The 14,119-nt window shown below is 46.4% G+C and carries 15 protein-coding genes; all 15 read left to right on the top strand.

From position 1 onward, the window contains the following. The first annotated feature begins 3 nt into the window (after positions 1-3). A complete protein-coding gene (fliF, locus tag EXM22_RS07785) occupies positions 4-1,710 on the top strand; it encodes a flagellar basal-body MS-ring/collar protein FliF (protein WP_149485974.1) in 1,707 nt (568 codons plus the stop codon). A 3-nt stretch (positions 1,711-1,713) separates the two neighbouring features. Further along, positions 1,714-2,751, top strand: a complete 1,038-nt coding sequence (gene fliG, locus EXM22_RS07780; RefSeq protein ID WP_149485973.1) for a flagellar motor switch protein FliG — start codon at positions 1,714-1,716, stop codon at positions 2,749-2,751. Positions 2,752-2,770: 19 nt separating this feature from the next. Continuing rightward, entirely contained in the window at positions 2,771-3,685 is a 915-nt protein-coding gene (gene fliH / locus EXM22_RS07775) for a flagellar assembly protein FliH (protein ID WP_149485972.1), read from the top strand. 48 nt (positions 3,686-3,733) lie between these two features. Further along, positions 3,734-5,131: a FliI/YscN family ATPase gene (locus EXM22_RS07770; protein ID WP_149485971.1), complete on the top strand. Its 1,398-nt coding sequence runs from the start codon at positions 3,734-3,736 to the stop codon at positions 5,129-5,131. Then, on the top strand, positions 5,106-5,534 hold the full coding sequence (gene fliJ / locus EXM22_RS07765; protein WP_149485970.1) for a flagellar export protein FliJ: 429 nt from the start codon (positions 5,106-5,108) through the stop codon (positions 5,532-5,534). Before EXM22_RS07770 ends, fliJ begins: the two co-directional genes overlap by 26 nt. A gap of 1 nt (position 5,535) precedes the next feature. Then, positions 5,536-6,159, top strand: a complete 624-nt coding sequence (locus EXM22_RS07760; RefSeq protein WP_149485969.1) for a periplasmic-type flagellar collar protein FlbB — start codon at positions 5,536-5,538, stop codon at positions 6,157-6,159. Between the two features lie 16 nt (positions 6,160-6,175). Next, positions 6,176-7,471, top strand: coding sequence for a flagellar hook-length control protein FliK (locus EXM22_RS07755; RefSeq protein WP_149485968.1), 1,296 nt, complete (start codon positions 6,176-6,178; stop codon positions 7,469-7,471). A 68-nt stretch (positions 7,472-7,539) separates the two neighbouring features. Beyond that, positions 7,540-7,995 (top strand): flagellar hook assembly protein FlgD, encoded by a 456-nt coding sequence (gene flgD / locus EXM22_RS07750; RefSeq protein WP_149485967.1) that lies wholly within the window; start codon positions 7,540-7,542, stop codon positions 7,993-7,995. Beyond that, positions 7,992-9,380 carry a flagellar hook protein FlgE gene (gene flgE / locus EXM22_RS07745; protein ID WP_149485966.1) on the top strand — a complete coding sequence of 463 codons (1,389 nt, stop codon included), beginning with the start codon at positions 7,992-7,994 and terminating at the stop codon, positions 9,378-9,380. The genes flgD and flgE overlap by 4 nt, the downstream gene beginning before the upstream one ends. A 14-nt stretch (positions 9,381-9,394) precedes the next feature. Further along, a complete protein-coding gene (locus EXM22_RS07740) occupies positions 9,395-9,598 on the top strand; it encodes a flagellar FlbD family protein (protein WP_149485965.1) in 204 nt (67 codons plus the stop codon). Between the two features lie 7 nt (positions 9,599-9,605). Further along, on the top strand, positions 9,606-10,382 hold the full coding sequence (locus EXM22_RS07735) for a motility protein A (protein WP_149485964.1): 777 nt from the start codon (positions 9,606-9,608) through the stop codon (positions 10,380-10,382). 11 nt (positions 10,383-10,393) lie between these two features. Then, complete coding sequence (gene motB, locus EXM22_RS07730) at positions 10,394-11,128, top strand: flagellar motor protein MotB (protein WP_149485963.1); 735 nt, start codon at positions 10,394-10,396, stop codon at positions 11,126-11,128. Between the two features lie 85 nt (positions 11,129-11,213). Continuing rightward, positions 11,214-11,771, top strand: coding sequence for a flagellar basal body-associated FliL family protein (locus EXM22_RS07725; RefSeq protein WP_149485962.1), 558 nt, complete (start codon positions 11,214-11,216; stop codon positions 11,769-11,771). An 18-nt stretch (positions 11,772-11,789) separates the two neighbouring features. After that, entirely contained in the window at positions 11,790-12,818 is a 1,029-nt protein-coding gene (fliM, locus tag EXM22_RS07720) for a flagellar motor switch protein FliM (protein WP_149485961.1), read from the top strand. Next, complete coding sequence (fliY, locus tag EXM22_RS07715) at positions 12,815-14,050, top strand: flagellar motor switch phosphatase FliY (RefSeq protein WP_149485960.1); 1,236 nt, start codon at positions 12,815-12,817, stop codon at positions 14,048-14,050. The genes fliM and fliY overlap by 4 nt, the downstream gene beginning before the upstream one ends. Positions 14,051-14,119: the final 69 nt, after the last annotated feature.

The following is a 14,119-nucleotide window of genomic DNA, read 5'->3' as shown; positions in this document are numbered from 1 at the left end:
GAAATGCTGGAATGGATTAAAAAACTTATGTCTCAGATCGGTACGATTTGGGGAAAGTGGAGTATCATCCAGAAATTGATATTCACAGGGATTCTGATCGGAGCTGTGGTGGGTATCGTCTTACTGTTTACAGTCTCATCTTCACCCAGCATGGTACCCTTGCTGGGTGTTCCGATAACTGATCAAACACAAAATGAGCGTATTATTCTGAAGCTGGATGAAGAAGGGGTCTCTTATAAACTGAACCCCGACGGACGCATCTATGTTTCTGATGACAAAGTGGCAAGACGGATGAGGGCCCTTCTCATTAGAGAAGATCTCATCCCCACGGGAACTGATCCCTGGGCCATCTTTGATGTGGAGCGATGGACTCTCACTGATTTTGAAAGGGATGTGAACCTGAGACGGGCGATCACCTCCAATTTAGAGCAGCACATTAAGGCTCTCGGTGATGTGGATAATGCCCAGGTATCGCTTGTCATGCCCGAAAGGACCTTGTTTTCCAGTGAGCAGAATCCGACTACTGTTTCTGTCATTGTCACACCAAGACCCGGGAGTGACATCAGTGAGAACCGTAATAAAATTGAAGGAATTGTAAAATTGATTCAGTTTGCCGTAGAGGGTCTCTCGGCGGAAAATATTACGATCCTCGATTACAGCGGTAGAATCCTCAATGATTTTGAAGGACTGGAAAGTCTGGATAGGCTGGAGTTGACAAGCCGCATGCTGAAACAGAAGAAGTCTCTGGAAGTCCAGTACACAAATACAATTCTGGCATCCTTGCAGAATGTTTTTACTGCCAAGCGTGTGAATATTGTGAACATAGATATTGATCTGGAGTTTATCAATAAAACAATTGCAACGGAAGAACACTATCCCATTACGGTCATAGAGGATAACCCGGAAACACCTTACAGCGAATTGGAAACGGTCAACTCCATTACGATTAGTGAAAATAACAGCAATGAACTCTTTGAGGGAACCGGTTTTAATCCCGAGGGACCTCCCGGACAGGAGGGACAAACCCCTTCTGCCTATAAGGATTTAAATAATCTGGTTGGTAAGTACCAGAGCAACAGTTCCACAAGAAATGAAGTGGTTAACACCAGAAATATTCAGGAAGAGAAGAGTCCCTTTGCCATTGCCAGGATCTCAGTCGCCGTAGCCGTGGACGGAATCTGGAACTGGGATTATGATGAGAATGGAAAAGCCATCATTGAAAAAGGAAGTATACAAAGAATTTATACACCTGTTTCGGATGAGGATCTGGGTAAGGCTCTGACTCTTGTACAGCATGCTGTTGGTTTCAGCACAGCCCGGGGAGACACTGTAACAGTACAGCATATACCCTTTGACCGGAGCGCCGAATTCAAGGCTGAAGACGATGAATACCGCCGTCAGCAGCAGATTCAACAGACCATGCTTTTCTCAATTGTAGCCCTTGTGATTCTGATTGCAGCCTTCTTCCTCTTTAGAATGATTTCCAAAGAGCTTGAAAGACGGAGACGTCTCAGAGAAGAAGAGCTGGCCAGACAGCACCAGGCCATGAGAGAGCAGACTCTCAGACAGGCAGAAGAAGAAGGAATTGATGTAGAAATGTCTGTTCAGGACAGGGCCCGCATGGAAATGCAGGAAAATGCTAAAAACATGGCCAGAGAACATCCAGAAGATGTGGCTAATCTGATCAGAACATGGTTGGCGGAGGAATAGAGAATGGCTAACAACCAGCAGGGTGGAAAAAGTCCCCACAAGGAAGATCTCACAGGGAAGCAGAAGGCCGCTATTTTTCTGGTCACTTTGGGAGCAGATATCTCATCGGAAGTATTCAAACACCTTCGAGAAGATGAAATAGAAATTCTGACTTTCGAGATTGCCCGACTGGAGAATATTGATTCTGAATCGAGAGATATGGTTCTTCAGGAGTTCCAGGAACTCATGATGGCCTCTGATTTTATCTCTTCGGGAGGAATCGACTATGCTCGTGAACTGCTGGAGAAATCTCTTGGAAGCCAAAAAGCCGTGGATATCATCAACCGGCTGACAAGTTCTCTGAAGACCAGACCCTTCGATTTTGTTCGGCGGACCGACCCTGCTCATCTGTTGAATTTTATTCAGCAGGAACATCCCCAGACAATCGCCCTTATTCTGGCCTATCTCGAGCCCTTGAAAGCCTCGCAGATTCTGGGGAATCTTCCGCAGGAAAAACAGTCGGATGTTGCTAAGAGGATCGCCACCATGGACAGGACTTCTCCAGAAATCCTGAGAGAGGTTGAGCGTGTCCTTGAGAAAAAACTGTCATCCTTGTCATCGGAAGACTATACCTCTGCCGGTGGTGTCGGCAGCATCGTCGATATCCTTAACTTGGTAGACCGTACTACAGAAAAGACGATCATTGAGTCATTGGAAGAGGAAGATCCGGAACTGGCAGAAGAAATTAAGAAGAGAATGTTTGTATTTGAAGATATCATCATGCTGGATGACCGGGCCGTACAGCGGGTTATGCGTGAAGTAGATACGGCCGAATTGGCTAAAGCCCTCAAGGCGGTAGATCCGGAAGTTCAGGATAAGATCTTTAGAAATATGTCCAAGCGCGCGGCAGCTTTGCTCAAGGAAGACATGGATTTTATGGGTCCTACGAGAAGAAAAGACGTGGAAGAAGCTCAACAGAAAATCGTATCTGTCATCAGGAAGCTGGAAGAGCAGGGAGAAGTCGTCATTGCCAGAAGTGGAGAAGAAGATGTTCTGGTTTAAGGCCTCGGGAGTATAAATTATGGCAAAAAATCTATTCAGACCCATGGAAATCGTGAATCTCACGGCTCAAAAGGTGGAAATTTCGGCTCCGATTTTCTATAAAGAGGCCGAATTGGACGAAGTTGTTGATGTGGAAGAGTACACAGGTCCGACAGCCGATGATTTGAGACGAGAAGCCGAATTATTCAAGGCAGGTTGGGAAGAAGAAAAGCTGAGGATGATGCAAAGAGCCGAAGAAGAGGCCCAGCGCATTCAGACAGAAGCCGAAGAAACCGCCTTTGAAGAGGTTCGTCGCAAGACCGACCAGGCAGCCCGTGAAAAAATAGAAGCTGAAAGCGAAGCGGCGAGAATCCTGGCCCAGGCCAAAGAGGATTCCGAAAAATTGGTGGAAGAAGCCCGCCAGAGAGTTGCCGAAATAGAAGAGGAAGCTAGAAAAAAAGGGGAGTCAGCCGGCCGTGAAGAGGGTTTCCAGGAAGGCCACAGGGAAGCGGAAAGGCTGATAGAACGACTTCATGTCATCATCGACCGGGCTATTCAGAAACGGGAAGATATGATTAATGAGGCTGAAACTCAGATGATAGATCTGGTTCTCCTCATTTCACGCAAGGTCATCAAGGTCATCTCGGAGAACCAGAAAAATGTTGTCGTCAATAATATTGTACAGGCCCTGCGGAAGCTCAAGAGCCGGGGGGATGTGGCTGTGAGGGTGAACCTTGCCGATCTTGATCTGGCCACGGATCATACTAGGGATTTTATGAAAATGGTGGAGAATGTCAAATCCATCACCATTTTGGAAGATACCTCTGTGGATCCCGGAGGATGTATTATTGAAACAGATTTTGGGCAGATAGATGCCAGAATAACGAGTCAGTTGAAAGAAATTGAAGAGAAAATCATGGAACTCGTGCCTATCAAGGTGAAGGGTGAGCAGTAGAAGCTGCCCATCTTTCAAAAGATACCGCATGCCGCTGGGGAGGGGAACATGCTGAAACGATACATCGATACAGTCGAAGAACTGGATACAATCAAATATCAGGGTCGTGTGATCCGTGTGCAAGGAAGTCTCATCGAATCAAACGGACCCCAGGCCGTTGTGGGTGAAGTCTGCCGCATCATCATTCCCCGCTTGGGACGGGAGTATCTGGCCGAGGTCGTGGCTCTCAAGGACCAGAGGGTTCAGCTTATGCCATATGACGACATTCAAGGTATAGAGGCGGGTTGTCCGGTCATTGCCACGGGAGAACAACTGAGCATTCAGGTATCAGATGACCTTCTGGGCCGTGTGTTAGACGGTCTCGGCCATCCCATAGACGGCCGTGGCGGTATCAAGGGCAACAACAGCGCCCAACGCCTCTCTGTGTTCAGAACTCCTCCCTCCCCCTTGCACAGAAAGCCAATTACAAAACAGATCATTACGGGCATCCGTTCCATTGACAGCATGATCCCCTTGGGGGAAGGACAGAGAATCGGTATTTTTGCCGGATCGGGAGTGGGGAAATCCACCCTCCTTGGAATGATTGCCCGCAATACGTCCGCAGATATCAATGTCATAGCCCTCATCGGTGAACGGGGTAGAGAAGTCCGTGAATTCATTGAAAATGACCTGGGAGCCGAGGGCCTGAAGAGGTCGGTCCTCGTTGTTTCTACTGGGGATACATCGGCTCTCAGCCGTGTTCGGGGCGCCTTTACTGCCACAACCATTGCCGAATACTTCAGAGATCAGGGCAAAAATGTCATGCTCCTCTTTGATTCTGTCACACGCCTTGCCATGAGTCAGAGGGAGATCGGTCTGGCCGTTGGAGAACCGCCCGCCACAAGAGGGTATACCCCTTCCGTTTTTACACTCCTTCCAAAATTACTGGAGCGCAGCGGGACTTCCGATCAAGGAACCATCACAGGCGTGTACACCATTTTGGTGGAAGGGGACGATATGGAAGAACCCGTAACCGATGCAGTTCGGGGTATTCTGGATGGGCATATTGTGTTGACCCGGAAACTGGCTGAAAAATACCACTATCCAGCCGTCGATGTCCTAAGCTCTATTTCAAGGTTGGAAAACAAGGTTATGCCCCTGAGGATGCGTAAAAATGCGGGTTATATTCGGAAGCTTTTGTCACTTTATACAGAAAAGGAAGACCTCATAGCCGTCGGAGCCTATGCCAGAGGATCCAATCCTCAGGTGGATGAAGCCATTAGCAAGATTGATGAAATAAATGAATTTTTGCAGCAGGCCGTTGAAGAAAAGGCCGAACTGAATTCCACACTCATCGAAGCGGGAAGGATCAGCGGTGATGATTTGAGGGATGAATTGAAGGATACTTTGACTGAAAAACTAACAGATAAGGATCTCAGGGATGAAAAGATTTCAATTTACACTTGATTCCATCCTGGAATTGCGTCTGGAAGAAGAACAGGAAGCCGAAATGCATCTGGGAAGAGCCATGGGAGAGTGGAATCATCTAAATGAAAAAAAAATGAAGTGCATGGCAATCAGAGAAAGTCAGAGCCCGGCAGTACGCTCGGAGGATCTACTCCAGTCCGGTCTTTATTATGCCCGAATCAACCAGGAAATCCATGGCCTTCAAAAAGAAATGGACTCCCGGGAAGGGGAACTTGAGCACTTGAGGGAAAATTACAGAGTGGCCAGATCTAAGAGAGAAGGGCTTGATAAATTAAAAGAAAAACGAAAGAAAGAACATAGCGATATCCAGAGACGGGCGGAAGCTCATACCCTGGATGACCTTTTAAATAACATGAATAGACTGAAACAGGCAGGGGACTGATATGGCTGGCTTACATGGCGGCGCCGGTGTGGCGAAAATCTTTTTTCTCATCATTTTTATTGTAGTACTTATTGTGGGAGGACTGCTTTGGGTCGACTTCTTAGGCTTGATTGATGCCCGGGAAACATTGGCTCCTATTCTTAAAATTGTCCGGCTTGATGTTCCCGAACCTATAGAGCAACCTGATGATTTGTATCTGCTGGACCGTGAGCGTCTTGAGAAACAGCAGGAGGCTCTTGATATTTTTGAAGCATCCCTGGTGGCTAGAGAAGAGGGCATCCTCATCAGAGAAGCAGAACTGGAAGAATTGACAAGTCAATTGGAAGAAAAACAGAAATCTAACGAAGAGAAAGAGAAATCTCTTAATGAAGCCTTGAAATCGTACGACAATAAAAGAGCAAACCTGGAACAAAATGCTACGTATCTGGAGGGAATGCCTCCCCAGAACGCTGTTTCCATCATGCTGGAAATGGATGATACGGAGTTGGTTGACCTTCTGAGAACATCAGAGCGACTGGCTACCGAATCTGGTAAATCGTCCCTTGTTGCCTTCTGGTTGTCATTGATGCCTGCTGAGCGAGCTGCTGAGATACAAAGCAAAATGGCCTTAAAACCGGAGGACTAATAAATCTGGAGGTGCCATGGTTCAGCTGTCTTCTCCCTCAGCGGATATAATTCCGGTAAAACAGGGAAAATCACCTGATAAGGCTCCCGGCCTGAAAAATAAGAGTGACGGCTTCAAAACGGCTCTCAATAAGCAAAAAGAGAACCATGATACGGAATCGGTCCAAAAAACAGCAATGACTGCAGATCCGAATAAGACTGAGCTTGCTACACTCGTCAATGACAAAAGGAATATCCGCGTTTCATTGAAACTGGCGGACACATTTACGGAAAAAAAAGGGCTGGTTCAAAATCTCGGAGTCGTTGTAAAAGATCTGGATATCAAAGGAGGGGATGAAAAGAAACTCACCCTCTCTAAATCTCAGAAAAAAACAGTACTTCCAGACATCCAGGTCGTATCAAATCAGAATACTCAGCAAGAAGCAAAGGGTCTGATACCCGTTGCAGTGGAATCTGAAAAAGAAATAGAAAAATCAGAAAAGCTTTCTTTGAATAAAGGAATCCCCGAGGAAGAAATCCTTCAAAACGATACCGGTATAAGCGGAGAATCCATAGGGATTGTGAAAAGTAGCGAGACATCCCAGCTTGTTGCTCAAAATGATGTCAAATCTGCTGTGGAGAAGAAAGACTCCTCTTTGTTAAAAGCTAAAACGAAAATGGCAGCAGAAGAGACCAAAATTACAGTGGAAGACAGAAGGACCGTTTCGACTGTAGACAAATCGGCTTCCCTTTTAAAGGTTGTGGAATCTCCCGGGCCAGACAATCAGATGACCATGGAACTGGTTCCCTCTGATGATGCCGCTACAGGAATGGCACAGGCAGATCAGATGGATACCAGCGGTAAAACATTTTCACTTCAAACGGCGGAAGAGCAGAAAGGTGCTGTCCTTCTGGACAAGCAACTTCAGGATAAGGGAACTCAAGAACTTACTAAAAACATTCGATTTGTTTTGAAAGACAATAAAGAGGGTGAAATAAAGCTGATTTTGAAGCCTGAATCCCTTGGAAAAGTCAGGATTAATCTGAATCTTCATGAAAATAATATAGTCGGGAAGATTATTGTCGAAAATAATAGTGTACGTCAGGCTTTTATGAACAATTTGGCAGATTTAACCAAAGCCCTTGAAGACAGCGGATTCAGTTCTGCATCCCTGGATGTTTCTGTGGGTGGAGGACAGGCCGATGGTCGACAGCAACACAAGAATGAGAAACCTGTCTATTTTACTAATTCAGTTTTGGATGATATGGATGGACAGATACCGGTGGTTTATGAAGAGGGAATGTCCCTCAGTCAAATCAATCTGGTCGTGTAGGACCGGTCGTTTTATCAGAGGCGTTATATAGAATCGATTTGAACCCTATGGGTTAGGAGATAGTTAGAATGGACTTTAGTACACAGATGAACGCGGCGGACAGTGCAAGAACTTCCATGCAGGTAGAAAGCTTTAACAAAGCCCTGGGTGGCAGTAAGGTGCAGAGTCAGAACCTGGATAAAGATGATTTTATGAAAATCCTCATTACTCAGCTGTCCCATCAGGATCCAACGGCTCCTATGGAAGACAAAGAATTCATCTCACAGATGGCACAATTTTCAAGCCTGGAGCAGATTACCAACATGAATCAGCAGTTCACAGCCATGGCTGAACGGCTCAACAGCTCTCAGGCATTCAATGTATTGGGAAAAGATGTGGAGCTTATGTCGTCAGGACAGCTTATTCAGGGCCAGGTTGAAGCCGTTACCGGCGGAGACTTCCCTCAACTTCTCGTCAATGGCAATTATTATGATTTTAGTACATTACATACAGTTTATAACAATAAAGGAGAGTCACAGTTATGATGCGCTCACTCTATTCCGGTGTATCCGGTCTTCAGAATCATCAGACAAGAATGGACGTGATCGGTAATAACGTATCCAACGTCAATACAATCGGGTTTAAAAAAGGCCGGGTTATTTTCCAGGATATGATATCCCAAGGCATGCGCGGGGCTGCCAGACCTACTGAAGAACTCGGTGGTGTGAATCCCATGCAGGTGGGCCTTGGTATGACCGTGGCTACTATCGATACGATTCATACTCAGGGATCTCTCCAGTCAACGGGGAATACCACAGACCTTGCCATCCAGGGAAATGGTTTTTTTATCCTCAGTCAGGGAGATAAAGAATACTATTCAAGAGCCGGAGCCTTCGGATTAGACGAGGGCGGTATGCTCGTTAATCCTGCTAACGGAATGAGAGTTCAGGGATGGGAGGCCGAAACTATTGACGGCGAGACCTATTTGAATACAGCCAGCGATACAAGCGATCTGTTTATTCCCGTGGGAAGCAAAGATCCGGCCAGTGCCACTACAGAAGTGGAACTAGCCTGTAACCTGGATAAGAGGACACCCGAAATTCTTCCCGGTGCTGGTACTGCAGATACCAGAGAAGGAACATGGACCATCGATAAAGATATTTATGATTCCTTTGGCAATGTTCATAAGATGACCATTAGCTTTACCAAGAATCCCGGGGTAAACAATCAATGGAATGTATCTGTCAATGTGGATGAAAATGGAGAAAATCCAACAAATACAACATTGGACATCGGCGCTGAAAATAATGCCGACGGCACATTCACCATGGAATTTGACAACCTGGGAGCCTTAACTGCTGCCTTTGATGCCCAGGGAGATACAATCACCGAGGGAAATCTTCTTATTCCGGTTTCTTTTGACGTCATTGATTCAACACCCGGAGCGGACGGAGCTCCCATCAGGCAGACTCTCAATTTGAACCTCGGAGAAGTAGGCAGCTATACCAATACCGTGACTCAGTTTGCCGAAACATCCTCTACCAAGGCCTTCAGACAGAATGGATACTCCATGGGATATCTTGAAACTTTTCAGATTGATTCCAGGGGTGTTATCACTGGTGTATACTCCAATGGTACAAACCGCTCACTCGGGCAGGTTGCCTTAGCCAGCTTTATCAATCCGGGAGGTCTTGAAAAGGGTGGAGAAAGCACTTATATGGCCACCATAAACTCGGGTGAAGCTAATATCGGACCATCGGGTATCGCCGGGAAAGGAAAGTTTATTTCCGGAGCTCTTGAAATGAGTAATGTGGACTTAGCAGAGCAGTTTACAGATATGATTGTGACCCAAAGAGGTTTTCAGGCCAATAGCAAGTCCATAACAACCAGTGATACCATGTTGCAGGAACTCCTGTCTCTCAAGAGATAAGGTTCATTGATTAAATGGTAGAAGTAACGATAATGGGGAAATTGAACAAGGTATTGTATCTCAATCCCCATCAGATTGAATATATAGAAGCTGATGCAAGCACCACTATTGTGATGCTGTCGGGAAAACGTCTGGTAGTTCAGGAAGATTATTCCACACTTTTCAATAGGATTGTGGAGTACAGACGTTTGATCGGCGGTTTCAAGAACGAGGAGTAGTTTTTACATGGATATAGCAACAATAGGTGGTTTGATTGGTGGTTTTTTACTCATCGTCGGATCGATCATCGCCGCAGGAAATGCAATGTCCCTGTACTTGGACGTTGCTTCAGTGATCATCGTTATATTCGGTTCCTTCGCCGCCATGATTGTCGCCAACCCCCTGCAGCGCACACTCGGTTTTACCAAATATTTGAATATTGCCATGAATGTGCAGGTTTTTAACAAGGAAGCCATTATAACCCAGCTGGTAACCTTCGCCGACAATGCCAGAAAGGAAGGTCTCCTCTCCCTGGATGATGCCCTAAATGATGTGGATGATGATTTTTTGCGGGGAGGACTGCGCCTTGTTGTTGATGGTACCGACCCGGATGTGATTAAAAAAATCCTATATGGCAACCTTTCCATGATTGATGCACGGCACCAGGACGGGATAGAGTTTTTTGGAAACTGGGCAAAAATAGCCCCTGCCTTCGGGATGATCGGTACACTTTTAGGGCTCATTGGTATGATGGCAAACTTAGAAGATACTGCATCTATTGGACCAAACATGGCTGTTGCTCTGATTACCACACTTTATGGTTCTATTTTTGCCAACTTGGTTCTCATGCCACTCCAGATCAAACTGGACGACAGAAACAAGGAAGAGCTTTTGGTTAAGGAAATAATGGTTCAGGGAATCCTGTCCATACAATCGGGAGACAATCCCCGTATTCTCGAAGATAAGCTTTATACCTATCTGCCACCTGCAGAACGTCCCCAGAAGAGTAGTGGAGGGGAATAGGATGATACATCATGGCCGATGAAGACAATAAAAAATGCCCAAAGTGTGAAGAAGGGGCTGCCGAATGGATGACTACATACGGCGATATGGTAACCCTCCTCCTCTGTTTCTTTGTAATACTTATGAATCCGGAAACCATCGAAGGGGCTCGTATGGAGCTCATCATGGTTTCCTTTAATGGTTTAGGGCCTCTTCAGGGTGGGAATACCCTGGATGTAGGAGAACTTGCCGAACTGGGAAATAATATCATGGCCATGCCCTCCACAAAGAGGGCCCGAGGGCTGGATAAGGCCAGGCAGACAGCTGTCTCCATGTTTAAGCCGGAAGTCAAAAGCAAGCAGGTCAGGATTACCGAAGATGAACGGGGACTTGTGATCACCCTTGCATCGGATGCTTTTTTCAGACCAGCCAGTGCGGATGTGGATATTGAAAGTACAAGGGAGATTCTTCAAAAGTTGTCGGGGTTGCTCTCTTCTGAAGAACTGGATGACAGAAAATTCAGAATCGAGGGGCATACTGATGCCAGTCCTACCGATCCGGATGGACCCTGGCCAAGCAACTGGGAACTCTCTTCTGCACGGTCGGCAAGCGTCCTGCACTATCTGGTGGATCTTGGAGTGGATGAGGCCCAGTTTCAGATTGCCGGAATGTCCGATACTGTCCCTCTGGTTCCTGATGATACGCCCGAAGGGCGGGCCTATAATCGGAGAGTGGATGTTATCGTGCTGGCCGAAGCACATGAGTGATAGAAGTATCGGAAATGCGGAAGTGTTTGCATAAAACCCGTATATCTGATAAAATTTGTCTGTTAAATAGGATGCAGGTGATATAATGGCTGATGATGATATAGAATTAGGAAATGCTCTGGAAGCAGGATCACCGGATGATTTGGGTGAGGCTAAGAAAAAACGATTTATCTCCGACAAAATTGCCAAAGTTCTGGTCTATATAGCCTCCGGAATTATTGCCGTTCTGTTGACCGTGACCATCAGTGTTGTGACTTTCCGCGTCTTAGACAAGGGCAGTGTCAACAGGAGTTTTGCTGAGGTGTCCCAGGCTTATGAAACCATTCCTGAGCCCTACACCTATTATACATTGATACCGCAGATCAGAGGCGTCACACGGGATCAGTCACCCCATTCAGTTATCGTCAAGGTCGATATCGGATATAAAGAGGGAGATAGTCAGGTTCAAACAGAGCTCGTTGCCAGAACCGCTCAGCTCACAGACATTATTCGAAATTATTTCAGTCAGAAAACAGCAGCAGAATTGGCTCCGGAACGGGAGCATATCATAAAAACTGAACTCAAGGATCTTGTGAATAGAGTTCTCAGCCAGGGGAAGGTTCAGGATATCATTTTTCCCGAATTGCAAGTATATGAATTCTGACCATGAAAAGGGGACAGCATGACAGAAGTTCTGTCACAAGATGAAATAGATCAGCTCCTGACAGCCATCTCAACGGGAGACACAGAACCGGAAGAGGCGCAGCAGGTCACAGAACGGAAAAATATTAGGATCTGGGACTTCAGACGTCCGGATAAATTCTCAAAAGAACAGATTCGTACGGTCTCATTTATGCATGAGACCTTTGCCCGTTTAACGACGACCTCTCTTTCTGCCCAGCTGCGGAGTCTTGTGAATGTTCATGTTGCCTCTGTAGACCAGTTGACCTATGAAGAGTTTATCCGTTCTATTCCCTCTCCAACAGCCTTGGCTGTCATCAATATGGACCCTCTCAAAGGGTCTGCTATCCTGGAGATAGATCCGGCGGTTACTTTTTCGATCATCGACCGACTCTTCGGAGGTACGGGTGAAGGTTCAAAGATCAATAGAGAGCTCTCAGAAATAGAACGTTCCGTTATGGAATCCATTATTGTCCGAATCTTGGGGAATATGAGAGAGGCCTGGAGCCAGGTTATCGATCTTAGACCCCGTCTTGGGCAAATCGAAACAAATCCGCAGTTTGCACAGATTGTACCGCCTACAGAGATGGTCGTTCTGGTAACTTTGGAAACCAAGGTGGAGGATGTGGAAGGTATGATGAACTTCTGCATCCCTTATTTGACCATTGAGCCGATTATTTCAAAGTTATCGGCTCAGTATTACTATTCCTCTATTAGAAGAGGAACAACAACGGAAAACCTGAATATACTGAGGGAAAGACTGGCCGGGATTAACGTGGCCATGGTCGCCGAAGTTGGAGGGATTCAGTTGACGATGCGGGATATCCTCTCCATCAAGAAGGGTGATGTTATCCGCTTGTCCAATACCAGCCTGAATGACCCCATGGTTCTGAAGATCGGTAATAGACCTAAATTTGACTGCCGTCCGGGGGCTGTGGGTAACAAGATTGCCGTACAGGTCACGAGGAAAATAGAAGATGTTGATCAGACGGACTTTGAAGAACTGGCCGTTGAAGGAGATGAAGAATGAGTGATGGTTCCCTCTCTCAAGATGAAATAGATGCTCTACTCATGGGTAATGACTCTTTAGGCGGTATGGATGGATCTTCTGATGGCTTTGCTGCCGAAGGATTGAGTTCTTCAGAACTGGATGCCTTAAAGGGATTATTCGGCAAAGTCGTGGGAAATCTCAGCTCAACCTTGAGCGGTATCATGTCGACACCGGTCTCAATCAAGGCCCCTCGTATTGAGAGTCTGTCAAGAACCGATCTCATGTCAGGATTGAGTGATGAAGTTGTTGAAGTCAAGATGGATTTTAATAAGGGAATCTCTGGTGGTCATGCCTTTGTTTTCTCTCCTGAAAACGCCGTAAAAATAGCCGGTCCAATGATTGGACAAAGTGATGTTGAACTAGACGGTACGGCGATCAGCGCCGTAGGTGAAGCCGTCTCTCAGTTAACAGGAGCGGAAGTCACAGCCATTGGAGATTCTATCGGTGCCAACATTATGACCATCAGTCCTGAGAGCCAGAAAATGGCCAAAGGACTCTTGTCTCCCGGTGGCGATTCCCTGGTGAAAATTACATATCCCGTTGAGATTGAAGGTCATGGCAGTCTGGAAATGATTGAAATCCTAGAGTCTTCCGTCGCCTCTTCTCTGGCTTCCAAGCTGGGCTCACAATCCACTGCTTCTAATGATATGTCAGGTATGGGAATGCCTGATATGAGTCAACAGATGGGGAATGCAGGCGGTATGGGCAATCAAATGGGAAACTCAGGCGGCATGGGTCAGCAGATGGGAAACATGGGCGGCATGGGTCAGCAGATGGGGAACATGGGCGGCATGGGCCAGCAGATGGGAAACATGGGCGGCATGGGCCAGCAGATGGGAAACATGGGCGGCATGGGAAATCAGATGAATCCCTATATGATGCAACAGTCTCCGCCACCCAATGTTCAGGGTGTTCAGTTTCCCGAGTTTGGTGCGAATATATCACCTTCGGAACAGAGGAATATTGGTTTACTCATGGATGTCTCCATGGAGCTTACCGTAGAGCTGGGCCGCACAAAATGGCAAATCAAGGATATCCTCGGTATTGGTGAAGGAACGATTATTGAGCTGGATAAACTGGCGGGAGAACCCGTAGATATACTTGTGAATAATAACTTGATCGCCAAAGGTGAGGTTGTCGTCATCGATGAAAACTTTGGTGTGCGTGTTACCGATATTGTGTCTAATTTAGACAGGGTTGGAGAAACCTAAGAAATGATTGAATCATTCTCCTGAAATCCAGAGGGTTACCGACAGCCTTCTGGATCTAGGGCGGATATA

It is taken from the genome of Oceanispirochaeta crateris, from assembly GCF_008329965.1.
GTDB lineage: Bacteria > Spirochaetota > Spirochaetia > DSM-2461 > DSM-2461 > Oceanispirochaeta > Oceanispirochaeta crateris.
Note: the sequence above shows the minus strand (reverse complement) of the source record. Positions and strands in the feature narration are given on the sequence as shown.

What these genes read in the sequence shown, in the direction of transcription:
- fliF (WP_149485974.1), top strand. Translation starts at nt 4, where the DNA reads ATGCTGGAATGGATTAAAAAACTTATGTCTCAGATCGGTACGATTTGG.
- fliG (WP_149485973.1), top strand. Translation starts at nt 1,714, where the DNA reads ATGGCTAACAACCAGCAGGGTGGAAAAAGTCCCCACAAGGAAGATCTC.
- fliH (WP_149485972.1), top strand. Translation starts at nt 2,771, where the DNA reads ATGGCAAAAAATCTATTCAGACCCATGGAAATCGTGAATCTCACGGCT.
- EXM22_RS07770 (WP_149485971.1), top strand. Translation starts at nt 3,734, where the DNA reads ATGCTGAAACGATACATCGATACAGTCGAAGAACTGGATACAATCAAA.
- fliJ (WP_149485970.1), top strand. Translation starts at nt 5,106, where the DNA reads ATGAAAAGATTTCAATTTACACTTGATTCCATCCTGGAATTGCGTCTG.
- EXM22_RS07760 (WP_149485969.1), top strand. Translation starts at nt 5,536, where the DNA reads ATGGCTGGCTTACATGGCGGCGCCGGTGTGGCGAAAATCTTTTTTCTC.
- EXM22_RS07755 (WP_149485968.1), top strand. Translation starts at nt 6,176, where the DNA reads ATGGTTCAGCTGTCTTCTCCCTCAGCGGATATAATTCCGGTAAAACAG.
- flgD (WP_149485967.1), top strand. Translation starts at nt 7,540, where the DNA reads ATGGACTTTAGTACACAGATGAACGCGGCGGACAGTGCAAGAACTTCC.
- flgE (WP_149485966.1), top strand. Translation starts at nt 7,992, where the DNA reads ATGATGCGCTCACTCTATTCCGGTGTATCCGGTCTTCAGAATCATCAG.
- EXM22_RS07740 (WP_149485965.1), top strand. Translation starts at nt 9,395, where the DNA reads ATGGTAGAAGTAACGATAATGGGGAAATTGAACAAGGTATTGTATCTC.
- EXM22_RS07735 (WP_149485964.1), top strand. Translation starts at nt 9,606, where the DNA reads ATGGATATAGCAACAATAGGTGGTTTGATTGGTGGTTTTTTACTCATC.
- motB (WP_149485963.1), top strand. Translation starts at nt 10,394, where the DNA reads ATGGCCGATGAAGACAATAAAAAATGCCCAAAGTGTGAAGAAGGGGCT.
- EXM22_RS07725 (WP_149485962.1), top strand. Translation starts at nt 11,214, where the DNA reads ATGGCTGATGATGATATAGAATTAGGAAATGCTCTGGAAGCAGGATCA.
- fliM (WP_149485961.1), top strand. Translation starts at nt 11,790, where the DNA reads ATGACAGAAGTTCTGTCACAAGATGAAATAGATCAGCTCCTGACAGCC.
- fliY (WP_149485960.1), top strand. Translation starts at nt 12,815, where the DNA reads ATGAGTGATGGTTCCCTCTCTCAAGATGAAATAGATGCTCTACTCATG.